The sequence below is a fragment of the Streptomyces sp. NPDC056361 genome (assembly GCF_042262805.1).
Lineage (GTDB): Bacteria > Actinomycetota > Actinomycetes > Streptomycetales > Streptomycetaceae > Streptomyces.
This window is the reverse complement of record NZ_JBHJQI010000038.1, coordinates 17827-43450: the sequence shown is the minus strand read 5'-3', so window position 1 is coordinate 43450 and position 25624 is coordinate 17827. Positions and strand designations below refer to the sequence as shown.

Sequence of the window (25624 nt, the reverse complement as noted above, 5' to 3'; positions counted from 1 at the left end):
CGCGCGCCCCTGCCGCGCGGGTGAAATGGGCACCGGTTCGGCTCCAGGGCGGCTTGTGAGCCGCGCGTCGCACCGTGCCCGGAGTTAGCGTCTGACGTGTTCCGATCCCCCATCCGCCCCGCCGGGCCGCGCCTTTTCGCGGCCTCCGGACGGAGAACGGCGACGATCAGATGAACGTCTCCCGCTCCTTCACGGCCCGCCGATGACGAGCCCACTGGCACAGCTGGCCACCGACCTCCGCGCGGGGCTCACGCCCCTGCTCCCGCTCCTGCCGGGCCTGTCCGACACGGCCCGCAGGGAGCGCCTGGCACAGGCGCTCGGCCTCTCCGCCACCACCCTCACGCCGGAAGCGCTGCTGTTGCGCTTCGCCGTGCCCTCCGTGGCGCCGCAGGGGGAACTGTGGCCGGTCCTCGTCGACCTGCTGCGGACCGCGGCCCGGCTGACCCCGCCGGACTGGACGCTGACGATCAAGAACGTGCTCGTCGCGAACGGTGCCGAGGTGAAGCCGCTCGGCACCGCCGTGCCCGCCACGATCGACCTCGGCGTATCGCTGAGCGGCGCGCTCCCGCTCGTGCCCGGACTGGCCGTCCGGGACGGGCTCGGCCTCACGCTCTCCCTGCCCACCCCGGCGCCGGGCGGCGCCGCGCCCGACACCTGCACGCTCTCCTTCCGGGCGGACGGGGTGGAGCTCGGTCTCGCCGACGATCAGCTGCTCAGGCTCCTCGCCCCCGACGGTCTCGTCCTCAAGGGCGGCCTGGGCGCACGCATCGACGCGAAGGGGCTGCGGTTGGAGGGCGGCGGCACCGGCAAGGGCGTCGCCCTGCCCCTCGCCAAGGCCCCCTCCGGACTGCGCGCGCCCTCGCTCTACCTGTCCTCGGGCGACGGCGGGATCCGCCTCGCGGTCTCCTTCCGCGCCTCGCTGCTCGGCGTCGCGGACGCCGCGATCGACGGCGTGGGCCTGGAGGTCCGTCCGTCCGGCGGCGGGTACACGGCGGTCCCCGTGCCACCGAAGGGCCTCGGGCTCACCCTCGCCCTCGGGCCCGCGAAGGGCGGCGGCTTCCTCGGCGAGCACGACGGGGAGTACCGCGGAGCGCTCTCGCTGAGCCTGGGCGTCGTGGAGGTCAAGGCCTTCGGCATCCTGCGGCCGCGGCCGCCGTCGGTGCTCGTGGCGCTGAGTGCCGAGTTCACCCCGGCCATCGAACTGGGCCTCGCGTTCACGCTCAACGCCGTCGGCGGTCTGCTCGGCGTCGGGCGCGCCCTCGACCGGGCGGGCCTGGCGGAGGTCGTGCAGCAGGGCCATCTCGACGACCTGCTCTTCCCCGCGGACGCGGCAGCGGCGGCGCCCCGCATCCTCACCACCCTGGGCACCGTGTTCCCCGCACGGGCGGGGAGCACCGTCGTGGGCCCGATGTTCCGGGTCGGCTGGGGCCGTCCGGTCTCGTTCGTCACGGCCGACGTCGGAGTGGTGCTGGAGCTGCCCAGCGGGGTGGTCGGCATCCTCGGCCGGCTCCGGGTGGCGCTGCCGGCGCCGCAGGCACCGGTGATCGACCTCCGCGCCTCGGTCGCGGGGATCGTCGACGCCGCGAACGGCCTGGTCGAGATCAACGCGAACCTCGCCGGTTCCCGGCTGCTGACCGCCTCCGTGGAAGGAGGTCTGGCCCTGCGGGCCAAGTCGGGCCAGGACGCGACGTTCATCCTCAGCGCCGGCGGTTTCCACCCCCGCTACACGCCTCCGGCGGACTTCCGCACGCCGAAGCGCCTGACCATCCCGATCGCGGACAGTCCGTTCCTGAAGGTCGTCTTCTCCGGCTACTTCGCTCTCACCCCCGGCACCGTCCAGGCAGGCGCGGAGCTGTCCGCCGTCATCGGGTCGCGGAGCACCGGCGTGTCCGGGCGGCTCTCGTTCGACGCGCTGGTGCGCTGGGAACCCAGCTTCGGGGTGATGCTCGACATCGGCGGCTCGTTCGCGCTGCGGGTCGCCGGGGCGACGCTGTGCTCCGTCGGGCTGAACGTGCACGTGGACGGGCCGACTCCGTGCTGGCACGTCGCCGGGCGGGCCTCGGTGTCCTTTCTCTTCTTCGACGTCAGTTTCCCCTTCGACGAACACTGGAACTGCACCGGCCAGGCGGTCGCCCCGGCGCCCCCCGACGTGTTCCGGGCACTGGAGCAGGCCCTGGACGACCCCCGCAGCTGGGAGCCGGTCCTGCCGGAGGGCGCGCGCACGATGGTGTCGCTGCGCGCCGACGGCGTGGCCGCCGGACGCCTGCTGCATCCGCTGGGCAGGCTGCGGTTCAGCCAGCGCACGGTGCCGCTGGGGATCCAGGTGGTCCGGTTCGGGCCCGGCAGGCTGCCGAAGCCGACCGCGTTCGACGTGGCCGTCACGTTCCCCTCCGGGACCGGGACCGTGCAGCCGGTCACGGAGGACTTCGCACGGGCGGACTTCTTCGACCTCACGGACGACCAGAAACTCACCCAGCCCGCCTTCGAACGGTTCCGCTCCGGCGCCGAGCTGACCCCGCCGCCCACCGCGGGCAGCGCGACCCGGACGACCGTGCCGGTCGAGTACGAGACCAAGTGGCTGGGCGACACCGATCCGGTGCCCATCACCCCGTGGGGGATCAGCGACGCCGCCCTGCAGGCCGCGCTGCCGCACGGCGCCGTCGGCCGCAGTCTCGTCCACGAACTGCGCGCCCGCTACGCCACCCCGCCGCCCCGGCCGGTGCTGAAGGAGCGCGCGTTCGCGATCGCCCACCTGGGGACGCTCAAGGCCGACACCGCGTTCGGCAAGCCCGCCACGTTCACCGAAGCCACCGCGTTGCTCAGGACCGTCACGGGCCGGTCCGGGCTGCTCCAGGTCGTGCCCGCGTACGAGGTGAGGCCATGACCGTGTACACCTTCGCGTCCTGGGAGCGGGCCGGCGCCGCCGCCTGTCTCACGGACGAGGACAACCTGTCCCGGACCGAACCCGCCCGGGGAGAGCTCAAGGCCACCGCCGCGGTGAACGGCCGCCCCGGCCGGCCCGTACCGGTGCCCGCGCTCCGGCTGTACGGCCCCGGGGACGTCCGAGCGATCGACCCCAAGGAGATCGTGCGGGTCTTCCCGCTGCCCGGCACGCCGGACGCGGAGCCGACCCGGTTCCCGCTGCTCGAACTCGAACGCGTCGAGCTGCCCTGGCTGTTCACCCCGCTGCGCGCCGCCGGGACGGGCGAACTCCGTCCTTGGCTCGCCCTCGTCTGCGTCCCCGTCTCGGAGGGCCGTCCGCAACGCGAACCGGGCGTCCCGCTGCCGGTCCTCCGGGTCAGGGGCAGCCAGCTGCCCGACCCGACCACCCTGCACCTGTGGGCGCACGCCCAGACGCTCCCGGGTCACGAGAGCGATCCGCGCCGGTCGGTCTCACGGCTCCTGGCGCCCCGCCGGCTGGAGCCGCAGACCTCGTACACCGCCTGTCTCGTACCGTCGTTCGAAGTCGGCCGCCTCGCCGGCCTCGGCAAGGACACCGCCAGCCCCACCCCCGGCAGTCTGGCTCCCGCATGGAAGCAGAGCGACACCTCACGGTCCGAACTCCCCGTCTACTTCTCCTGGTCCTTCTCGACCGGCGAGGCCGGCGACTTCGAGACGCTGGCGGCGCGACTCCGGGCCCGCCCGCTCCCTCCGCACGCCGGCCGAAGGCCGCTCGACGTCCGCCGCCCCGGACTCTTCGCCAACGGCCCCGGGCCCGTCGTGCAGGAGGTCGAGAGCGCCCTGCGCGCCCCCGGCAACCTGCCCCGCGAACCGTGGCCCGCCGGCCCGCAGAGCGCCCAGTGGCAACAGCGACTCGCGAAGGCGCTGGTCCAGGTCGCCGACCCGGACGGCGACGAGGACCCCGATGTGCTGCCCCCGCTGTACGGCGGCTTCCACGCCCTGCGGGAGGGCGCCGACCCGTCCTCGGCGGGCTGGCTCGACACCCTCAATCTGGACCCTCGCTGGCGGGTCGCCGCGGGCCTGGGCGCCCGCGCCGTGCAAGCCGACCAGGAGGCCCTCATGGCGTCCGCGTGGCGTCAGCTCGTGGACGTCCGGGCGGCGAACCGGTTCCTCGACCTGGCCCGGTTCGCCCGGCTGATCTCCGGCCGCCTCCACCTGCGGCACGTGAAACCGCTCTCCACGGACGAGGTGCTGCGGCTGGCCACGCCCTTGCAGAGCCGCATCGCCCTGGCCGCGGACTCCACCCTGTGGTCGTCGATCCGGGCCAGCCTGCTGCCGAACGCCATGGCGACCGCGGCGTTCCACCGCACGGTGCGCCCCATGGGGGTCCTGAGCCGGCGGGTCGGGCTGGTCGCGGGACGGGCGGCGGACGCTCCGGAACCGCCGCCGTTCTCGACGGTGCTCACCTCCGTCGCGGCCTCCGCCACCGGGCTCGCCGTGCCCCGGCGCGACCCGGACGGCACGGTGGCCTTCTCCGTCGCTCCCGAGCGGGTCGTCAGCGGGGAACGCCTCGCCGCCGTACGGCAGGTGCTCGCGCCCGACGACGGGGACGCGGACGCCTGGCGGCGCGTGGCGGCCGACGCGACCGCGCGTTCGCTGCGGCGCGCGGTCACCACCGAGCAGCTCGCCGCCACGGAGGCGCTGCCCGCCTCGACCCTCAACCGCGCCTTCCGGCTGGTCTCGCTGCCCGAGGCGGAGGCGCCCGAGGACTTCCTGGCGAAGACGCGGCTCGACCGGCACGGCGATCTGGTCTTCCCGACCCTCAGGACCGCCCCGGCCGGACTCGACCTGTTCACCGACGCGGCGGCGACCGGAACACCACCGGGACGCTTCACCGGATCCTGCACCGGGCCGTGGAGTGCCGTCGGCAACGGATCGGGCGAACCCGCCGGCATCTGGCGGGGCACCTGCTCGGGCACGTGGCGGGTCGGCCCCGACCGTACGGGCACGTGGCAGGGAGTCTTCGAAGGGACCTGGAGCAACAGTCCCGGAACGGACGGCAAGGATCCCACGTGGCTCGCCCTCTTCACCGGCACCTGGGTGGACGGCGAGGAGCACGGCGTGTGGCGCGGCGTGTGCACCGGCACCTGGAGCGACCTGAACAACTCCTCGGACGGCGTGTTCACCGGCACGTGGCGATCCGAGGCGCGCCACGGCACGTTCCGGGGCGTCTGCCCGGGCAGCTGGGACTGGAACACCACGCCGGGCGAGAGCCGCGGCGACTGGTGGTCGGACTTCTACGGCGAGCTCAGGATCACGGGCGACGGCCCCGGCGCCCCGGAGGACCCCTGGGAGCCCGACGCCCTCAAGGGGCTCGTCGACCGCTGGCACGACACCGGCACCCTGCCGCTCGACGTCTTCACCGGCGGCGGGCTGCTCGACCGGCAGCAGGACAGGCTGCCCGCCCCCGCCGTCCTCGGCGCCGGATCCGCCGACCTGAAGGACATGGTCGTCTCGGCACACGACCGGGTCCTGGGGCCGTCGGACGCCCCACCGGTCCCGCACCGCGACACCTTCCCCGCCGGGGCCTCGCAGCACACCATCGTGGCCCTGACCGATCCGTCGGTCACGGTGCCGGCGGTCGTGGCGTCCCGGGTCGATCGGCCCGCGGGCACCGACCCCGAGGCGCCCGTGCAGTGGGCGCCCGTCTTCCACGACGCCATGTGGCCACCGCTGTCCCGGCAGTCCAACGAGTGGCTCTTCGGCGGTCTCGAGCACATCCCCGCCGACTCGGCGGTCCTGGCGCTCACCAACGCCCCCTTCGTGGCCGCCTACATGACCGGCCTCAACCACGAGTTCGCCCGCGAACTGCGCTGGCGCGAGTACCCCACCGACCAACGCGGCACGTACTTCGACACGTTCTGGGGGTACGGGACGGACCTGCCCCCGCTGCACACGTGGAAGCCGGACCTCCCGCTGGGCGCGCACCTGACCGCTCCGCCCGACCGGGTCGTCCTGCTGATCCGCAGCGCGCTGCTGCGCCGCTACCCCGGAGCGATCATCTACGCCGCTCCGCTCAACGGTACGGAGCCCAAGGAAGCCGAGGCCCGGTTCCCCATCTTCCGCGGCGGTCTGGATCCGGACACGGCGATGGTGGGCTTCGCCCTCACGGAGACGGAACTCCACGCGGGGTCCTGGTGCTTCGTGATCGCGGAGCAGCCGACCGAGCCCCGGTTCGGGCTCGACGACCCCGACGACGCGGCACTCGGCGGCTCGCCGCCCGTCGGCGCCTGGGGCGGCCCCTACAACCCGCCGAACACCCCCAGCACCGCGGACGACTGGAACGACCTGAGATGGAGTCACCTGTTCGACTCCAAGGAAGCGTATCTGGGCGCGACGCACGCCCCGGGAACCGTACGGCCCAACGTCTCCTACGGCGGCCTGGTCTGGGGCAGGAGCGCGGCCGGAACCGCGCGCCAGTGCTTCCAGCAGCCCGTCAGGGTCGTCCTGCCCGCCGATCGGCTTCTGGCCCCCTGAGGAGAAAGCACCCGATGAGAGATCTCGGCGCACTGCGCCAGGCCGTGGCCGAGGCCGAGGAGCACCGCTCCCTGCTCGGCCCCGGGGCCACCGACGACGAGCGGAAGGCCGCCCGCGCCCGGCTCGGCGCCGCCCGGCAGTCCGTCGACGAGGAGCTGCGGAGCCTGGCCGACGACGGTTTCGCCCCGCTGCTGCGTCAAGTGGACCCCGAGGTACCGCTGATGCTCCTGCCCGTGCGGCTGGAGACACGGCTGCGCCTGGACGGTCCGGGACCCGACCGGCTGCTCGTGCGGATCTTCCCCGACGACATCCACGTCGAGTCCCACGAGCCGCACCCGACCGACGGGGAGGTCCAGCAGGCACGGCGGTACTGGCGGACCGTGTGGCGGGCGGGCCGCACCGACAACGCCGACGGAGACCGGGAGCGGCTCCTGCTCGCCGCCTGGGGCCAGTTGAGCGGCGCCGTCGGCGCGCGGCGGGCCCGGTGGCTCGTCCGGGTCCTGAAGCCGACGTCGGACACCCGGCCGCCGCTGCCCGTGCCGGACGCCCACGTCGCGGTGCCGGAACCGCAGTGGCCCGACACGCCCGTCCGGGGCCGCGGCTGGAACCGGGCCGCGACCGCGTCGACGCTGCCGGACATGTTCGTCGTACGGGCCTACCAGGGCGACCGCCTCGTCGCCGAGCGGACGGGGCGGGCCGTCCCGGACGTGGTGCAGCTCGGCCCCGACCCGGACGCGGCGCCCGCGCCCGGCGGGCCCCGGATCGACCCGGGGATGCTCTGGCTGACGAAGTACGGGACGGCGGAGGAGAACGGGCTCGCCGTCACCCTGGAACTGCGCCCCGAGAACGGGTACTCCCCGGACCACGAGCCGCTGCTGACCCGCGTCGTCGTGTTCGGCGTGTCGGCCTCGCTCTCCCCCGACGCCGCCGCGTCCCGCGTGTCCGCCCTGCTGGCCGGCCGGGACGGGGACGGCGAGGCCGCGTTCGTGCCGCAGGGCACGCCCACCAACAACCTTCCCGACGCGGGGGCGCCGCCGCCCCCGCCTCCGGACGTCGACCGGGTTCTGGGCACCGTCCCGACCGCAGTCGCCGACCCGTGGGACAACGGCACCCGCACGGCGGCCGCGCTCGGCCTGCCGCCCGGAAGCCTCGACGCGCTTCCCGGTGCCGACGAGCCGGAGCAGGCCGACGCCCGCAATCTGCAGCTCGCCCTGTGGAGCGCCACCGGGGACTTCTTCCTCGACGAACTGATGGAACAGGACAAGGGCGACGCGGAGCTCGACGTCGACCGCGAGTGGCTGCGCGCGCACCACTACGAGAACGTGCGGGCCCGGGGCCCGCTGCCGGTGCTGCGCGCCGGCAGGCAGCCGTACGGGCTGCTGCCCGTCACCGCGACATCGCGGTGGCGACCGGACTCGCCGCAGCACGAGCCGCCGGGGCTCACGGGTCTCCACCGCGTCCTGGGCGTGCTGCGCCCCTTCTGGGAGGTGGGCGTCGGCACGCTCCCCCGGGTCGGCGGACCCGACCAGGCCGGGGAGACCCTCGACCTGCCCAAGCCCGAGCGTGACGTGCTGCGGGCCTTCGGCATGGCACCGGTGTCCGGAACGGTGTCGGTGCGGTCCGTGCAGGGCGGCATGCTCGCCTGCTTCAAGGACCTCGGGATCGGAATCCTCGGCATGGGCTTCGGCGGCGGGGAGGTGTGCCTGCAGGGCACGCCGGAGGACCGGCAGTCCCGGGCCCTGAACGAGGCGCTCGGCATCCGCTACCGGCCCCGCATCACCCATCACGTCAACGGGCGGGCCACCAGGCTCTGGCTGCCGTACGCGCGGCCGCACCTGCCCGAGGGCCAGGACCCGGTGGGCGCGCTCACCGACTTCCTCGACCGCGTCGTCGAACGCTTCGAGGTGCGCAGGCTGATGGTCGGCAAGGAAGAGGCCCGCACGCTCCTGGAGGCCCTGCTGCGGCACGCCGCCAACCTGGAGTACGGGCGCGCCGCCGCCGGGGCGAAGGACCCGCTGGTGTTCCGGCCCCGGCTGCGCTTCGCCGAGGTGCTGCTCAATCCCGACACGGCGGTGCAGACGATCGCTTCGGCCGGACTGAAGGCGAAGACGTTCACCCTGGGCAAGATCATGCAGTCGCCTGCGGGTGCGATCGGCGGGGTCGACGCACAGGACGGCGGCGGCACGGAGGCCGACGGCGGGTCCGCGGCCGACCGGGGTCCGACGGTGTTCCAGGCCATCGTCGACGCCCGGCTGTCCCTGGCCGGGCGGATCTCGGACGCGGCGGCGAACCGCAGGGGCGTCTTCACCCTGCTCGGCACCGAGCGTCCGTGGAGCGTGCGGCTGGCCGAGATGGACGCCGCGCTCCAGTACCTCGCCCGGCGGGTGGGGACGTGGCAGCAGCGCGGGGACGCCTTCGGCCCGGTCGAGCGGCTCCTCGGCGAGTCCCTCGACCTCGTCTCCCACCGGCTCGACGCGTGGATCACCTCTCTCGCCACCGCCCGGCTCCGCGCCCTGAGGGAACGGCGCCCTGCCGGCGTCCAGCTGGGCGCGTACGGATGGGTGGAGAACCTGTCGCGCCATCCGGGGCGGCGCAGCCGGGGGTGGGTGCTCGCGCCCTCGCTCCCCCAGGCGGCGACCGCGGCGATCCTGCACAGCGGCGCCCTCTCGCACCCGAGCGACCCCGGTGCCTTCGCCGTCGACCTGTCCTCGCGCCGGATGCGGGTGGCGATGACCGTCGTCGACGGCATGGCCCAGGGGCAACCCCTCGGCGCGCTGCTCGGCTACCGGCTCGAACGACGGCTCCACGATGAGCGCGAGCTCTCCGGCGGCCCGGAACTGGACCGCTTCATCGCGCCGCTGCGCGAGAAGTGGTCCGTGCAGAGCCCGCAGCATCCGGGCGCGGGGGCACAGGAGTTCATCGGCCCCCACGACGTCACGGACGGGGCGCGGCTCGCGGAGGTGCCCGCACTTCAGGTGATCACGTATCTGAAGGAGAAGGCGGGGTCCACGGGGATGTCCACCGCGGAGCGGACGGCGGTACTGCGTCATCTCGACGCGCTGCGCGACGACCTCGACGCGGTGGCCGACCTCCTCCTCGCCGAGAGCGTCCACCAGCTGGCCCAGGGCAACCACGACCGGGCCGCCGCCACCATGGAGTCGCTCGCGGCGGGCGGGCAGCCGCCGCCGCTGCCCCAGGTGCTCGACACCCCGCGGCGGGGGGTTCCCGTGGGGCACCGCGTCCTCGTCCTCGTGCCGGAGGGGACCGCCCGCGCCGCGGGCTGGGACGGCACACAGCAGACCGCGCGGCCCCGGGCGCAGGCCGAACCGCGGCTCGACGCCTGGGCCGGGCACCAGTTGGGGCCGACCGGCCGGATCCGGTTGCGGGCCGCGTGGGTGCGTCCCGGCCAGGTGGGCGGGTCGGGGACGGCGACCGTCACCGAGCACGCCTGGCCGCTCGCCCGGTACTGCGCCCTGGACGTGGTGGCGCTCGCGTCGGCGGGCCGGCTGCGCGCCGTGCTCGAGCACGAACTGATCGAGGAACGGCCGGCGAGCGTGCCCGCCGACGCCGTGCCGGAGCTGCGTACCGGGCGGGCCGCTTCCTGGCCCCGTACGACCGTGGGCATCGCCCAGGTCGAGGCGGTGGGCGCGGCGGTCGGCAGTGTGCTGTCGGCGGGCCGGGCGGGCACCGCGGCCGATCTGGCCGCGGCCCACAACCCGGCGCAGCCCGTCGCCGATCCCGGGCTGAAGACCCGGGCGGACGCCGCGCGCAACGGCCTGCGGACGGCCCTGGACACCAGGAATCTGGAAGCGCTCGCCGCCTACGGGGTGATCGGCCTGCCGCTGGGCCCCGACACGGAGCTCGCGAACCAGCTGACCGCGGCCCTGGGCAAGGGGCGGGAGCGGCTCGACCGGGCGGACGAGGAGGCCGAGCGGACGGATCCGGGGGCCGACGCGGCGGTCCTGGAGGCGGTGTTCGGTCCCGGCTTCCGTGCCGTGGGTCTGGTGGAGGCCGCCGACGCGGACCAGCTGGACGCCTCCTTCGGCGCCGGTCTCGACCGCGGCGGCGACGCACGGCTCGTCCCGGGCGACTGGGTCGAGCAGATGGGCGCGGTCCGACCCGGCACGGGCGCCCTGGCGGACCTGCTGCTGCACACGCAGGCCGCCGGGACGGGGGCCGGCCAGTCCCTGCGGATCGGCCAGACGCCGTTCGCGGCGGGCGACCGCTGGGTCGGGGCCCACAGGAAGCCCGAGGACGAGGAGAAGCCGGCGACGGGTCTGGTGGTGCACGGCCCGGGCGGACCGCTGGGGACGCGGCGGGCGGCGGTCCTCGTGGTCGACGCGTGGTCGGAGCTGATCCCCGCCCAACGGCACACGGCGGGCGCCACGTTCCACTACGACGCTCCAGGGGCGCGCGCTCCTCAGGCCGTGCTGCTCGCCGTGCCGCCGGTGGCGGGAGCGCCCTGGACGCCGGACGTCCTGGCCGCGACGGTGCAGGAGGCACTCGACCTGGCCAAGCTGCGGCTCGTCGACCTCGACGCGCTGGGCTGGCTGGGCCGCTACCTGCCCGCCGCCTACCTTCCCGACACGGCACTGGGCACGGCTCCCTCCGTGAACCTGAAGTCGCTCATGAAGCGGGCGGAGCTGGGGGACATCGTGAAGCTGCTGACCGACAAGGAGTCCTGACGGTGTTCGATGTCATGCAGTTCGGCCAGTTCCACCGCGTGGAGCCGGTGGTCAGGCCGAGCGGTACGGGCGGCCGGCTGGACGACGCGCTCGCGGCGCGGGTCGCCGACCCGCTGTTCCTCCTGGCCCGTCAGTGGCAGGTCGCCGAGTTCGCGGGCGAGGACGGCGGCTCGCCCGTGTGGTCCACCCTCGACACCGAGAGCACGCCGCTGGGCTCCTTCCTGCCGTCGGGCGGTGGCGCACCCGTCCCCCTGTCGCAGGGTGTGCCGGTGGAGTACCTGGCGGAGGCCGGTGCGGCGGGCGCGACGGCGGCGCCGCTGACGCTGCGCGCCGCTGCCCGGGCGGGCGAGCGGTTCCTCGCCACTCTCCGTACCGTCGATCTGCCGTCCTCGGCCGTGGAGGACATCGACGCCGCGGTGCTCGCGAAGGTGCCGTTGGAGGTGCCGGATCAGGATCGGGATCCGCTGCGGCGCGACCCGGCCGGGCGCGCCCTGCGCGAGGTGCTCGCCGGCCGGGTCCCCGACGGGGCCGCGCTCGCCGGTGAGCTGGCCGGCGGTTGGCGGCCGCCGGGGCTGCCCCAGGCCCACCGCACGGCCTTCGACGATGCGGCGCGCCTCTGGCTCGACTGGTTCGCGGAGCGGCACCGCCCGCCCGCGCCGTCGAGCTGGACCCGGGAGCGCCTGGAGCACCGCTTCGCGGTCACCGCCGCGCCGGGCGGCCGGACGGTGAAGCTGACCGCGCCCGAGTACACCGGCGGCACCGCCGACGCGTACCACTTCGACCTCGACACCGGTGGCGTCGCGCTGCCCGCGGCCGGCGGCGGCACGCGGCTGGAGGGGCTGCCCACCCGGGTCACGTACCCCGGCATGCCGGCCGAGCGCTGGTGGGAGTTCGAGGACACGACGGTCAACCTGCCCGACGTCGGCGCGGGCGTGCCGGACCTGGCCCGGCTCCTCGTGGTCGAGTTCGCGAACATCTACGGGAACGACCACTGGATCATCCCCGTCGACCTCGCCACGGGAGCCCTGCACCGGATCGCCTCGCTCACGGTCGTCGACACGTTCGAGGAGACGACGGTGATCGAGCCCGCGGACGACGGCCACTGGTCGGTGTTCCGGCTGACGGACACCGCCACCGGCCTCCCGGCACCGCCTCTGCTGCCCCTGCTGCCGACCGCCGCGGCCCGCCTCGAAGGCGCTCCCGTCGAGGAGGTCCTGTTCGCCCGGGACGAGATGGCCAACCTGGGCTTCGCCATCGAGCGCGTCGTGCAGAGCGCGACCGGCAGACCGCGGGTCCGGTCCGACGAACCGCCCGACGACGGACCGGAGCAGCTCCCGCCGGCCGACCCCGCGGCGCTGACCTACCGGCTCCTGACCGAGGTCCCCGCGCACTGGATCCCCCTGGTGCCGGTTCCGTTGAAGCCCGGTTCGGCTGCGATCTGCCTGCGCCGGGGCCAGATCCCGCGGTTCGACGCGGAGGGCGTCAGGCTGCCGCAGGTCAAGGCGGCCGGGCAGGTCCTCGAACCCGAGGCGAAGCGGGTGTTCTTCCGCGAGGAGGAGGTGCCGCGCGCGGGAGTGACCGTCAGCCGGGTGCCGGTCGTGGCGCGCGGCGAGGACGGCCGGGTCTACGCCTGGGTGGGCCGCCGCGTCCGGGCCGGGCGCGGTGAGGCCTCGAGCGCCCTCGCGTTCGACGGGGTCGTACCGCCGAGGGGGGCGCGATGAGCACGGAGCACGGGACGCCCGGGCAGGACGGCACGGGCGCCGTCGGCGGCACGCCGACCGACGAGGGCACGCCGGGCCTCCGGCGCCCGCCGGCATCCGAAAGCACCACCCTGGTCCGCGAGGCCGTGATCAGCGCGGCGGGCGAAGTGGACGCGGGCGGCGCGTCGTTGATGGTCCTCGACCTGACCTCCGACGACGCGGAGATCGTCGGGGCGGACTACCTCGGGAACGCCTACCGCTGGGACCGCGTCCTCGGCCATCGCCTGTCCGGTCCGACGAAGGTCCACCCACGGACCATCTGGGCGATGGCGCTCTCCTCCGACGACGCCGAGATCCTCATCGGCGACGGCGACGGAGTGGTGCGCCGCTGGGACCGGGTGGCCGGCACTCCCGTCGGCGAACCCCTCGTCGGCCACCGAAGCCGGATCCGGGGACTCGCCGTCACCCGCGACGGGCGGGAGGTCGTCTCCGCCTCCCAGGACGGCACGGTGCGCCGCTGGGACCGCACGACGGGATCGCCGCTCGGCCTGCCGCTGCCGGGGCACGAGGGGACCGTACGGGCGGTCGCCCTCACCGCGGACGGGGAGGGGATCGTCACGGCCGGGCAGGACGGCACCGTACGACGGTGGAAGCGGACGGCCGGCACCCAGACCGGCGATCCGCTCGTCGGCCACAGCGGCCCCGTGCAGGCGATCACGGCCGCCCCGGGCGGACGGGACTTCGCCTCCGGCGGGCAGGACGGCCGGGTGCGTCGCTGGGACTTCGACTCGGGACGGCCGCTCGGACCCCCGCTCGACACCGGCTCGCCCGTGTGGTCGCTGCTGCTGACGACGGACGGCGAGCTCGCGGCCGGATGCGCCGACGGCACCCTGCACCGCTGGGACCGCGGCGGTCAGCGCATCGGTACGCCCTTCCCCGCCCACAGCTGGTGCGTGGTGTCCTTCGCCGCCACGCGGGACGAGTCGGAACTCGTGACCTGCGGGTGGGACAACAGGATCCTTCGGTGGGAACGCCGCACCGGGGAGCCCACGCGGTCGGCCAGGAAGGAGACCCGGATCGACCTCGTCCCCCGACTGGAGATCACCGGCACCACGCCGTTCTGAGCTCCCTCCCCCGCACCCTCGAACGATCGGGAGAGCCGATGCCGGCCATCACCATCGACACCTCACAGCTGACGTTTCCCCGTGTCTCGGTCGTCGACGCCGCGGACGAGACCGGATGCGCGGCGGGTTCCGAGTACGGCGCCCGCCCCGGAACCCGGTTCCTCGACGGCGCGGCCGATCCACCGCCCGAGGTCACGCTCCCGCCCCGCGCGGGGTACCGCCTCCGTCTGGGCGACTCCCTCACGGCCGCCGTCGCCTTCGACGTCCGCGAGGACGGCGCGCTCGACTTCGGGCCGGAGTGCGACGCCTTCCTCGAAGGCCGCGGAACCCGACGGCTGACCGTGCGCGGCCTGCCCGTCACCGTCGACGCCCGGGACCTGGACCATCCGGTCGTCCCCGACCTGCCGGACGCGACTCCCCTGGAGGCGGACCGGGTCCACGAGCTGAACCTGCTGCCCGCGTACGGTTACCGGCTGCGGGTCGCGGCCGGCACCGCCGAGGGCGCCGTCGAGTTCGCCGTCACGCGGGACGGGCAGGTCGTGCCGGCACCGGAGGCGACCGGGATCGCCGACACCGACGGACACCGGCTGAGGATCCACGGGCGCACGATCACCGTCGACGGCCGCTCCCTCTCCCACGACCTGCTCCCGGTCGGCGCGCCCTTGACGGGCACGGGCTTCCTGACCCGCGGGACGACGCACCGGCTCACGCTGCTGCCGGCCTCCGGGTACCTGCTCCAGGCGGGTCCCGGGGTGACCGCCGACCTCGCGTACTCCGTCCGTCCCGACGGCACCGTGGACTACGAGGAGTCCTGCGAGGCATTCCTTTCGGGACGGGGCACGGACACCCTGGTCGTCGGTGGGTTTCCGGTGGTCCTCTCGGCGGCCCGTGCGGACAGCGACCTCCTGGGCGTCACGGCCCTCGACGCCCTGCCGCAGGCTCCCCGTGAGCTGACGGCGGTCCTCGCTCCGGCGGCCGGGTACCTCGTCCGCACCGCGCACGGCCTGTGCAGCGCCTTCGGGATCACCCGCGACGGCTCCTTCGCCATCGATCCGGCGGCCTCCCGCTCGCTCGCGCCCAGGCCCGCCCTCACCACCGAAGCGGGCGAGTCGGGCGGCAAGCCTCTGACGGCCCTGACGGTGCGGGTCGCTCCGACCGTCCCCGGCGGCCGCCCGCCCCGGGGCCGGGTCACCTTCAGCGCCGGCGACCGGGTCCTCGCGACGGTCCTCCTCGACGAAGTGGGGCTCGCGACGCTCCGGTCCGGCGCACTGCCCCCAGGAGAAGCGCTGATCGTCGTCGCGTACGAAGGGGACGACGACCACCGACCGTACGAGACGACCGTTCCGTACCGGCCTCACGAAAGCTCGGGCGGCGGCTCGGGGTGGGGGACGGGAGGCTCGTCGGAGACGACCCGCTTGCCGTCCAGCGTGTAGTCGCGGCGCCGGCGCCGTTGGCGTCGAGACAGGTCGCGGGGTACGCCCAGGCCCAGTCGGGGCTCCTGATGTCCGACTCCGCCACGACCGCCGAGGTGGCCCATGGTGTCCCTCCTCGCTCGCGGCGGGCCGGTGCGTCGTTGCCGGGGGGAGTCAGCGTTTGCGTACGTGGAGGACGTGGGCGTCGAGGGGAAGGGGGCGGTGGCCGACGAGTTCGAGGCCGGCGGTGTCGAGGAGGCGGGCGTAGGCGTCGGCGCGGCGCTCGCGGCCGCCGGTGTTGCACAGCATGTGGAGGTCCCAGGCGGTGGCCAGGGACGGGGTGGGGCCGGTGGGCAGCAGGCGTTCGACGACGAGGAGGTCGGCGTGGGACGGCATCGCCCGCGCGAGGTGGCGCAGGATGTCGCGGCAGCGGGCGTCGTCCCAGTCGTGGAGGACGCGGGAGAGGAGGTAGACGTCGCCGGCGGGCGGTACGTCGGCGAAGTTGCCGACGCGGTAGGCGCATCGGTCGCCGACGCCGGTGGCGGTGAGGCGGTCGCGCGCGGCGGCCACGACGTGCGGTCGTTCGAGGAGGATGCCGCGCAGGGAGGGGTGGGCGGCCAGGATCCGGCCGAGGAGTTCGCCGGTGCCGCCGGCGACGTCGATCACCGTACGGGGGGTGGGGGCGGCGGCGGCCGCCGTGAGGACGGGGTGGGAGGGGAGCGGGTCGAACATGCGCGAGCCGGCCGCCATGGAGCGGTCGAACGTCGCGGCGAGGTGGGGGTCGTGGGCGAAGTGGTCGAAGTGGTTCTCTCCGTAGAGGTGCTCGAAGCCCGGTTCGCCGGTGCGTACGGAGTGGGCCAGGTGCGCGAAGGACTGGTAGAAGGGGCCGCCGTACATCTGCGCCAGGGGGCGCATCGAGCCGGTGGCGTCCTCGCGCAGCAGCAGGCCGGTGGCGGTGAGGCGGAAGCCGTCCCGGTCCTCGGTGACCACGCCCAGCATGGCGAGGTAGCGCAGCAGCGTCTCCAGCGCGTCGGGGTGCGCGCCGACCTCGTGCGCCAGTCGCGCGGCGGTGCGGGGCGCGTGCGGGCCGAGGGCCTCGGGCAGGCGCAACTCGGCGCAGGTGGCGAGGGCTTGGGTGGTCCAGGCTCCGGTCAGCAGGCGCAGGAGCGTCTCCGCCGCGTGGGAGTCCGAGCCGCTGCCGGGTGAGCGGAGCGCGTCGGGTCCGTGGTCTGCGGGACGCCGCTCCGCCAGGTGTTCGGCGGGGCGTCCTTCCGCCAGGTGCTCGGCGGGGTGCCGTTCCGCCAGGTGCTCGGCGAGCAGGTCGCGGTGGTCGCCGGTCGCGTACAGCTCCATGCGCCGGTAGGGGGTCTTCGTCTCGGTGGGGGTGGCGAAGTAGAACACGGTGCCGTCCTCGTGCGGGTTGTACCCGCCTCCGTCGGCGACGGCGCCGTGCCGGGCGAGGCTCGCGCGGAGGCCGCGCAGGACCAGGGGGTCGGGCCGGTCCACGTCGAAGGCCAGGTGGGCCTCGTGGTCGTGGTCGCGCTCGTGCGCGGCGAGCGGGGACAGGGCGGAGCCGGGCGGCGTGGCGAGGGCGAAGACCTCGACGGCGCGGCGTTCGCCGGAGGGGCCGTGCACGGCGGGCCGGAGAATCCTTACGTCAAGATCGGTGGCGTCGTGTCCGTGGCGGGCGGCGAGCCGGTCGCGCACGACGACGCTCGGCCGGGATCCGGCGTCGTCGGGGAGGCCGCAGGCGGCGAGTCCGGCACGGAGTCCCGCGTGGTCGGCGGGGAAGACCAGGAGTGCGGCGTGGGCGAAGCAGCACCGGTCCGCCACGGCGCGCAGTTCGGGACCATCGAGGCCGGGCAGGACGCGGGAGAGGAGGACGGAGGTCTCCTGTTCCCGGACGAACTCGGCGGTCGCGCGCAGGCGCCGGACGTCTTCGGGTGCGAGGCCGGTCGCCAGGGCAGGGGTGGTCATCAGCGGGCATCCTCGGGAGAAGGGCGGAGTGAGCGGGCCCCGGCCGACGGGCCGGGACCTCGGAATGCGGTGGGACGGTGGGGCGTTGGGGCGGCAGGGCGGCAGCCGTCAGATGCCGACGTACTGCTCGGCGAACCAGTCCTGGTGGGTACGGGACGTCCGCAGCGACTGCATGCGGGCCCGGCGCATGCCTTCCTGGAACGGCGGTGCGCCGTGGAGGAGGCCGATCATCCAGTGCGAGAACTCCTGCGCACGCCAGATGTGCGTCAGGCACCGGTCCGAGTAGCGGGCGAGCGGTTCGGGGTCGCCGCAGTGGAGGTCGTCGGCGAGGGCCCCGGCGAGGAGTTCGGCCTCCAGGACGGCGAGGTTGGCGCCCTTCGCGGCGGAGGGGCTGACGAGGCCGGCGGCGTCGCCGGCCAGGAGGAGGGAACCGTACCGGAGCGTGTCGAGCACGTCGGACTCGAGGTCGACGACGGCCCGCTGGAGGATCGGCCCGCGCCGCAGGGGGCCGTGGTCGGCGCTCCGCATCCGCAGGTCGAGTTCGTCCCAGATCCGCTCGTCGCTCAGGTCCTCGGCGGGGGTGCCGCGCTCGCACTGGAGGTAGTAGCGGGTGATGTCGGCGGACCGGGCCATGTGCCCGGCGAAGCCGCGTGGGTGTGTCGCGTACCCGACGGCGTCGAGGCTGGGCGGCGCCTCGGCGAGGAGCCCGAGCCAGGAGACCCCGTGGTCGCGGTGGTGCCGTACGGCCCGGTCCGGCAGCGACCCGCGGCCCGCCCCGTGGCGGCCGTCGCAGGCGGCGACGTACCTGGCGTGCCACCGTACGGTCCGCCCGTCCGGTTCCCTGGCGGCCACCCACGGCCGGTCGCCGTCCGCGTCGCCGACCTCCACGGCCTCGGTGTCGAAGCGGATCCGGCCGCCGGCGTCGAGGTACGCGGCGAGGAGGTCGGCCACCAGCTCGTGCTGGGGGTAGACGGTGTGGGGGTCGCCGTTGCCGAGCTGCCGGTAGTCCAGCCGGAAGGTCCCGTCCTCGGTGCGGAACTCGCAGACGCCGTGTTCGCGTCCCCGCCGCTTCAGGCCCTCGTCGAGGCCGTGGCGCCGCAGCACGCGCACGGTGTGGGCGGCGAGGAACCCGGCGCGGGCCCGGTTCAGGACGTGGTCGCGTCCGGTGCGTTCGAGGACGACGCAGTCGATGCCGCTCCGCAGTAAGAGGTTGCCGAGCACGAGCCCGGCGGGGCCGGCTCCGAGGATGACGATGTCGGCCGATTCCCGGCCGTTGCCACTATGTTGACCGTCTGTCACGAAAGTGGATCTTAAGCACGGGGAAGTACGTCACTCGTCAAACATCACCCGAATGCCACATTCCATGAGAAAAGGATTCTCCTTGCCCCCGCACGGCACTCGGGCCCCGCCGTCACGGCGGGGCCCGAGGAGATCATCGGATCAAGTGGTTCCGGCACGTCCTCAGGAGACGTTGACCCCGGTCCAGGCCGCCGCCACGGTGGCGTACTCGGGGCTGGTGGCGCCGTAGAGGTCCTTCGCCGCGTTCAGGGTCGCGACACGCGCGCCCTTGTAGTCCGTGGTGGAGGTCATGTAGACGGTCAGCGCCCGGTACCAGATGGCGGCGGCCTTCTGGTTGCCGATGCCGGTGACGGTGGAGCCGTTGTACGTGGGGCTGTTGTAGGTGACGCCGTTGATCGTCTTGCTGCCGCTGCCCTCGCTCGCGAGGTAGAACCAGTGGTTGCCGACGCCCGAGGAGTTGTGCACGTCGAGCCGGCCGACGGACTTCGACCAGTAGTCGGCGGAGCGGCCGTCGAGGGACGGCTTGTCCATGCGGCGCAGCCACGGCGGGGTGGACTGGTCGCTGAAGAGGTAGTCGGGCTTGTCGACGGAGTTGTTGGCGTACCACTCCACCATGGTTCCGAAGATGTCGCTGGTGGCCTCGTTCAGGCCGCCGGACTCACCGCTGTAGCGCAGGTTGGCGGTGGCGGAGGTGACGCCGTGGGTCATCTCGTGGCCCATGGTGTCGAGGTCGACCTGCTCGGGGTCGACCGTGCCGTTGCCGTCGCCGGTCATCATGCAGAAGCACGAGTCCGACCACTGGGCGTTGTCCCAGTTGGTGCCCACGTGGACGAAGACGGTGGCGCCGCGGCCGTCGTTCTTGATGCCGTTCCGGTTGAACGTGCTCTTGTAGTAGTCGTACGTCTTCGCGGTGTTGGCGTGCGCGTCGACGGCGGCGGTGGAGCGGTCCGTGGAGAACTTGCGGCCGTCGCCCCACACGTTGTCGGCGTCGGTGAACAGGGTGCCGGAGGAGCTGTTCAGGGACGAGGACGAGACGTTGTGCGCGTCCTTGGTGACGTGGCCGCGGAGCGGGTCGATCAGGGCGAAGGTGCCGTTGGCCTGCTGCGTGGTGTCGATGGTGACGTCACCGGTGTACTCGGAGTGGCCGGTGCCGGCCGCCTCGCGCTCGGTGTCGTAGCTCTCGATCGCGGCGCCGGTGGTGGCGTCGGTGACGAAGACCTCGCCGTGCGGCTGGCCCTTGTCGCCCAGGCCCTGCACGGTGGTGCGCCAGGCGAGACGGGCGGTGCCGTCGGCGGCCCACACGATCAGCTCGGGCGTGGACCGGGCGTCGCGGACCAGTCCGTTCGAGCGCTTCAGTGCGCCGGCGGCGGTGCCCTTGGCGTCGACGCCGGGCGTGACGGACGCGAGCGCCACCTTGTGCGCCTTGGCGTGGGTCGACCCCTTGAGCGAACCGTCGGCCTTCTGGTGGACGACGAAGTCGCCGCCGACGACGGGGAGGCCGCGGTAGGTCCGCTCGAAGCGGACGTGCTGGGTGCCGTCGGCGTCGATCACGACGTCCTTGACCTGGAGCGCCTGGCCGGCCCCGAAGCCGAAGGTGTCGGCGTGCCGGGAGACGTTCGCCTCGGCCCGGGATATCGCCGCGTCGCGGACGGACGAGCCGTTCGGCGCCGCGTCGGACTGCGAGTACGCCGGTACGGCCAGGGCACCCGAGGTGACGACGGCGGCGGCGACCATCGTGGAGAGGGCAAGGAGGGGACGGGGCATGACGGGGTGTTCCTTCGCTCGTCGTGGGGGGTGACGACGTCCTGGGACGTTGACGCGAAGTGTTCACCAGGTGACATGTGCCTGACGTGATCCCATGTGGGATACAACCCGGGGGTTATACGGTGCCGGGACCCGCCACCCCGTTGTGGGCAATCGTTCCGCTGGGGCGGTGCCCACTCTCTCCGGTCCCGCCACCCCTCGTTGTGGGCACTCGTTCCGCTGGGGCAGGCCCACCCTCGCGCCCGGCCCACCCCGTTGTGGGCAATCGTTCCGCTGGGGCGGAACGGGTGGGCACAACGGACGGCGCCCCCTGCCGGGCCTAGGCTTCCGCGCCTGAACCCGCACCACAGGTACGACTCACTACCGGTGCGGGTCCAGGCACAAGGGGCGGAGGCGCCGCCGAGGGCGCCGTCCCGTGTGCCCACCCGTCCCGCCCCAGCAGGACGATTGCCCACACGGACGGTGGGCCGGGGCGGCGGCCAGCGCGGGCGCAGCCCACACAGGGTGGCGGGGGTCCAGGGCGCGGGCCCGCACGGTGGGTCGAGGCGCGGGCCCACACGGGGGTGGGCGGCGGCGGGGGCAGCCCGCACGGGCGGTGGGCGACGGGTGGCGGCGGGTCAGCCGGGGGTGTCCAGGGCGAAGTCCTTGCCGCCGGCGTCCCACCAGGAGAGGTAGTGGGGTCGCCGGCGGACGAGGTCCAGGTAGGCGTCGAGGAGGCGCTCGCCCACCGCGTCGGCGAGTTCCGGGGGCACCGACTCGGTGTTCCAGGCCAGTTGCAGGCGGCGGTGGAAGGGGACGTCGACGAGGGGACGCTGGACGGTGCCGTGGGCGGGGACGTCGGCGCTGGGCCAGACGCCGCAGACGGCGCGGCGGCCGGCGACGAGGATCTGGGCAACGGAGAGGTCGGGGGTCACGTGGGCGATGCGGGGGCTGAATCCGGCGGATTGGCAGGTGAGGTGGAGGTAGGCGTGGACTCCGCTCTCGTCGGCCTCCGGCATGACCCATTCCTCCTCGCTCAGGTCCCGGAGGCGGACGCTGTCCCGGCGGGCCAGGGGATGGTCCTCGGCGAGGAGGACGAAGACCGGCTCGCGCAGCAGGGTGCGGGTGACCACCGACTCGCCGACCGGCAGGGGGAAGCCCGGGAACTCGCCGAAGACCCCTATGTCGCATTTCGACAGGCTCAGCGCCTTCACGAGGGCGTGCACGGAACGACGGGCGTCGATGGTGAGCCGACTCTCCGGCACGAGTTCGAAGAGGGCGGAGATCAGCAGGGACACGAGGGGTCCGGCGGTTCCGCCCGCCCGCAGGGGCGCGACCGTGCCCTTGTCCGTCTCGGCGGCCGATCGCGCGTGCTCGCGCAGCCGGTCGAAGCCGACCACCAGGTCGCGTGCGCAGCGCAGCACGTACTGGCCGTTCTCGTTCGGTTTGACGCCTTCGGCGCTGCGGATGAAGAGCGGGCCGCCCAGCTCGTGTTCGATCCGTTTCAGCTGGGCGCTCGTGGCGGGCTGGGAGAGTTGCAGGCGTGCGGCGGCTTTGCGGATGCTGCCGGCCTCGGCGACGGTGAGCAGGACACGGAGGTGCCGGAACTCGAGGTGCATGTGAACATTCCCCGCTCAGGGCGGAGGGCCCCTGTGCACCCCCCGTGACCAGCAGTGGCAACTGCCCGGGGGCATGGTCACCAAGATTCCGACGGCGCCGCCCGGGCGGCAACCACGGGAGGGCAAAATCTACGTGCGCATGCCACGGCTTTGCATCGGCATCGCGTGACCGCCGACGACTTCCCCGGGCGGAACCGGTCGACGGCGCCCGAAGGCCCGGGACGCGTCCGGCGCACGCCGGGGGCGTGCCGGCTCAGAAGGGACGCGCCGCCCGGACGCCGCCCTCTGGAGAGTGACTCCACCAGACGCGCCCGCATGCCGAGACGGACGAAGGGCACCTTCGTGGACGAAACGGAGGACACCCATGGCTGATCCCTTGACCGATGCCCAGCAGGAAGTACAGAAGTACCGGGACCTGCTGCAGAACGACCCGCAGAGCCCGGAGCGGAACAACTGGCGCAGCGCACTGGCCTCGGCGCTGTGCGGCAAACTGGCGCCGCCGCTCGCGCCGCTGCGGCCCGACGAGGCCGCGGCCGCCGCCCGTGAGGGCATCGGCATCACCCGGGAGCTGCTGGCGGAAGGGGCCTTCCCGCAGTCGCGCCAGGCGTTCGCCCGGCAGATCGCGGTGGCCGCCGGCTACCTCCCGGCCGCCGAGGCGGTGACCGCCACCGAGTCGGCGGTGGTCGTCTACCGGGAGCTGTCGGCGGCGCGGCCGGACGACCTGGAGCAGCTTGCCTGGCTCCCCTGGGTGCTCGCGGGCATGCTGGCCCCGCGCCAGGCGGCGGCGCAGCAGGCCGACGGGGCGGCGGCGTCCGCGCGCGAGGCGGTGCAGCTCACCCAGCGGATCCTCGCGGTGCCCCCGCTGCCGCCGAACGCCGCCGGGCACGCCCAGCTGATCGGCGACGTCGCCCGGTACCTGCCGCCCGGTGAGGCCGTCGATGCCACCGAGGTGGCGATCTCCGTGTACCGGAGGCTGGCGGCGGCCGAGCCCGGGAACCCGCGGCTGCGCGACCAGGTGGCGGAGTCGCTGTCCGGCCGGCTCGCCCCGCGTCAGGCGGCGGCGGGACGGCACATCGGGGCCGAGGCGTCCGCGCGCGAGTCCATCCAGATCACCAAGGACGTCATCCAGGAGCCCTTCGCCGCGGGGAACCTCCAGGGTTACGGCCGACGGATCCTGATGGTGGCCCAGTACCTTCCCGTCGAGGAGATGCTCCGCGAGACCGAGTTCGCCGTCGGCCTCTATCGCCGCGCCGCCCACCAGGACCCGCACAACGAGGGCGCCACGGACGCTCTGGTGTGGGCGATGGGCATCTGGGCCGACCGGCTGGACCGGGCCGGACGGCACAAGGCCGCGAAGGCCGTACGGGACGACGCCGACAAGGTCTCCCGCTACGGCGAGCACAGCCTGGCCGGCGAGGACGTCCGGTTCCTGCCGCGCACCCCGGTCTCCGTCGTCTCCCGCCACGCGGGGCAGCTCGACGTGTTCGCGGTGGGCGAGGACGGCCGGGTGCGGAGCCAGTGGTGGAACCACATGTGGCACGAGTACATCTCCCTGGGCACGCAGGTCTTCCCGGACGGCACCGCGGTGTCGGCCGTCACCCGGTCCACCGACTATCTGGACGTCTTCGCCGTGGACGGCGACGGGGTGCTCCGCACCGCCTGGTGGAACGCGGACGACGACTGGGACACACGGTGGCTCCCCGTCGCGGGCGGCAAGGTCTTCCCCGCGCTGACCCCGGTGACCACGCTCAGCCGCAACTCCGACCTCATGGACGTCTGGCTGGTGGACGGCGACGGCACGCTCAACGGCGTGTGGTGGAACGGGCAGTGGAAGGACTGGTACACCCTGCCCGGTCCGAAGTTCCCGCACCGCGCCCCCATCACGTCGGTCAGCCGCAACGACGACACCATGGAGGTCTGGGGCGTCGACGAGCACGGCGCCGTGTGGGGCATCGGCTGGAACGGCGCCTGGGACCCCAGCAACTGGACCAGGATCGGCACCAAGACGTTCCCGCCCGGCACCCGGATCGCCGCCGCCTCGCGCGACAGCGACAAGATGGAGATCTGGGCCGTCGACGAGCGCGGCGAGGTCTGGGGCGCCTGGTGGGACCGGGGCTGGCACGACTGGTACACGATCCCCGGCATGACCTTCCCCCCGGGCACCCCGCTCACCGGGACCAGCCGCCGGGACGGCTCCCACCTGGAGCTGTTCGGGGTCGGGGGCGACGGCCGCGTGTACTCGGCGTACTTCGACGGCGACAACTGGAACCATCCCGGCGAGGACGGTCAGCCGAAGTACTGGTTCCCCAGGGGGAAGGAGAAGGACAGGCTTCCGACGCTCACCCCGCTCGCGGTGCAGATGCGCGTCTTTCCCCCGCCTTTCGACCTGTTCATGATCGACGTCTTCGGGGTCGGTGCCGACGCGGGCATCCACGGCTTCAGGTTCGCCAAGGAGTGGCAGCCCTGGTACCGGCTCCCCGTCCCCGTCATCAAGCTCCAGAAGCCCATCGAGAGCGGCGGGCTCGCGGCGCTCGGCGGCTGGGCCGGGGTGAACATCTGCGTCGACGGAAGCGTGCAGTGGTACGGCCACGCCCACGACAGCGGCGCGGACGGCTACGACTTCGGCGTCGCCTTCTACGTGCGCAGCGACAAGCGCATGCTCGCCCTGTCGCACAACGGCAGCGTGTCGGCGGGCAGCCGGGACCACGACTGGGAGGAGATCCATCCGCCGACCGGGGTGGTCACGGGGATCCTGTCCGACCTCCTCGGCGCCGAAGCCTCCATGAACATGCAGTACACCAGTCACATCGGGCAGACCCTGGAGGGCGTGGTCTCCCTCGGGCTCAAGTGGCTGGTGGGGTCCCTGATCGGTGACGTGGCCGGTGGGCTCGCGATCTTCATCGGGGTCGAGCTCGGCTCGCTCATCGCCACCGGGGAGTTCGGCGCCGGCGCGGTGATCGTGGAGAACGTCCTGTGGATGGCCGGGCCGGGGAACACCCTGCTCGCCATCGCCGCCCACGCCATCACCGAACTCGCCTACGACGAGAAGGAGATCCCCAGGGAGGCGTACGACCTCATCAACGAGCACGTCTTCGGCCGCACCCTTCCCGCGCACGGGGACCTCCGCATCACCAACGTCGCCGCGGTCGGCGGGAGCGGCGGGACGGCGGCCTTCACGATGTCGTCGCCCGTCGGCGACAAGATCCGCCTCAACATGGGCCCGGCCGGCTTCGCCGACCCCGTCGGCTACGACACCGGCGAGGTGGGGCAGACCAAGCTCCCGATCATCCCGTACGAGACCCTCGTCCACGAGCTCACCCACGCGTGGCAGATCAAGTGGACGGGCTTCGCCCCCTCCTGGTTCGCCGACGCCGTGTCCGCCACGGTCGAGGGAAGCGGTTCGTACCAGTACGGTCCGGCCGGCCCGGAGTTCGCCGGCGGCTTCACCATCGAGGGCCAGGCCCAGATCGTCTCCGACTGGTTCAACAAGTACGCCCGCAACAAGACCGATCCGAAGGCGGGCTTCGCGCAGCTGGAGGGCAACAAGGCGCTGACCGACCCGTACTTCCGGTACATCCAGGACAACATCCGCCTCGGGAACTACTGAGACGGGGGGCCGGGGCGCTC

General features: G+C 73.9%; 11 protein-coding genes. 7 read left to right on the top strand and 4 right to left on the bottom strand.

What is annotated here, in order from left to right; all coding sequences use genetic code 11:
* Positions 1-202 precede the first annotated feature (202 nt).
* The 6 genes from ACFCY7_RS15210 to ACFCY7_RS15185 are packed head-to-tail and all read left to right on the top strand — an operon-like array spanning position 203 to position 15380.
* Positions 203-2884: a DUF6603 domain-containing protein gene (locus tag ACFCY7_RS15210; protein WP_376484917.1), complete on the top strand. Its 2682-nt coding sequence runs from the start codon at positions 203-205 to the stop codon at positions 2882-2884.
* Positions 2881-6438, top strand: coding sequence for a hypothetical protein (locus ACFCY7_RS15205; protein ID WP_376484915.1), 3558 nt, complete (start codon positions 2881-2883; stop codon positions 6436-6438). Before ACFCY7_RS15210 ends, ACFCY7_RS15205 begins: the two co-directional genes overlap by 4 nt.
* Positions 6439-6452: 14 nt before the next feature.
* Positions 6453-11123, top strand: coding sequence for a hypothetical protein (locus ACFCY7_RS15200; RefSeq protein ID WP_376484912.1), 4671 nt, complete (start codon positions 6453-6455; stop codon positions 11121-11123).
* Between the two features lie 2 nt (positions 11124-11125).
* A complete protein-coding gene (locus tag ACFCY7_RS15195; protein WP_376484909.1) occupies positions 11126-12844 on the top strand; it encodes a hypothetical protein in 1719 nt (572 codons plus the stop codon).
* Entirely contained in the window at positions 12841-13947 is a 1107-nt protein-coding gene (locus tag ACFCY7_RS15190; protein ID WP_376484907.1) for a WD40 repeat domain-containing protein, read from the top strand. Before ACFCY7_RS15195 ends, ACFCY7_RS15190 begins: the two co-directional genes overlap by 4 nt.
* A gap of 38 nt (positions 13948-13985) precedes the next feature.
* Positions 13986-15380, top strand: coding sequence for an Ig-like domain-containing protein (locus ACFCY7_RS15185; protein WP_376484905.1), 1395 nt, complete (start codon positions 13986-13988; stop codon positions 15378-15380).
* Positions 15381-15533: 153 nt separating this feature from the next.
* On the opposite strand, the gene ACFCY7_RS15180 is transcribed toward ACFCY7_RS15185, so the two are convergent.
* The 4 genes from ACFCY7_RS15180 to ACFCY7_RS15165 form a co-directional block, all read right to left on the bottom strand.
* Positions 15534-17336 carry a methyltransferase gene (locus ACFCY7_RS15180; protein WP_376484902.1) on the bottom strand — a complete coding sequence of 601 codons (1803 nt, stop codon included), beginning with the start codon at positions 17334-17336 and terminating at the stop codon, positions 15534-15536.
* A 108-nt stretch (positions 17337-17444) separates the two neighbouring features.
* Complete coding sequence (locus ACFCY7_RS15175) at positions 17445-18590, bottom strand: 4-hydroxybenzoate 3-monooxygenase (RefSeq protein ID WP_376484959.1); 1146 nt, start codon at positions 18588-18590, stop codon at positions 17445-17447.
* A gap of 207 nt (positions 18591-18797) precedes the next feature.
* On the bottom strand, positions 18798-20399 hold the full coding sequence (locus tag ACFCY7_RS15170) for a M4 family metallopeptidase (RefSeq protein WP_376484899.1): 1602 nt from the start codon (positions 20397-20399) through the stop codon (positions 18798-18800).
* Between the two features lie 617 nt (positions 20400-21016).
* The gene (locus ACFCY7_RS15165) at positions 21017-21997 is read right to left on the bottom strand and encodes a LysR family transcriptional regulator (RefSeq protein ID WP_376484897.1); all 981 of its coding nucleotides are present in this window, start codon (positions 21995-21997) and stop codon (positions 21017-21019) included.
* Positions 21998-22361: 364 nt separating this feature from the next.
* Here ACFCY7_RS15165 and ACFCY7_RS15160 point away from each other — a divergent pair, with 364 nt between their 5' ends.
* Positions 22362-25604, top strand: coding sequence for a hypothetical protein (locus ACFCY7_RS15160; protein ID WP_376484894.1), 3243 nt, complete (start codon positions 22362-22364; stop codon positions 25602-25604).
* Positions 25605-25624 lie beyond the last annotated feature (20 nt).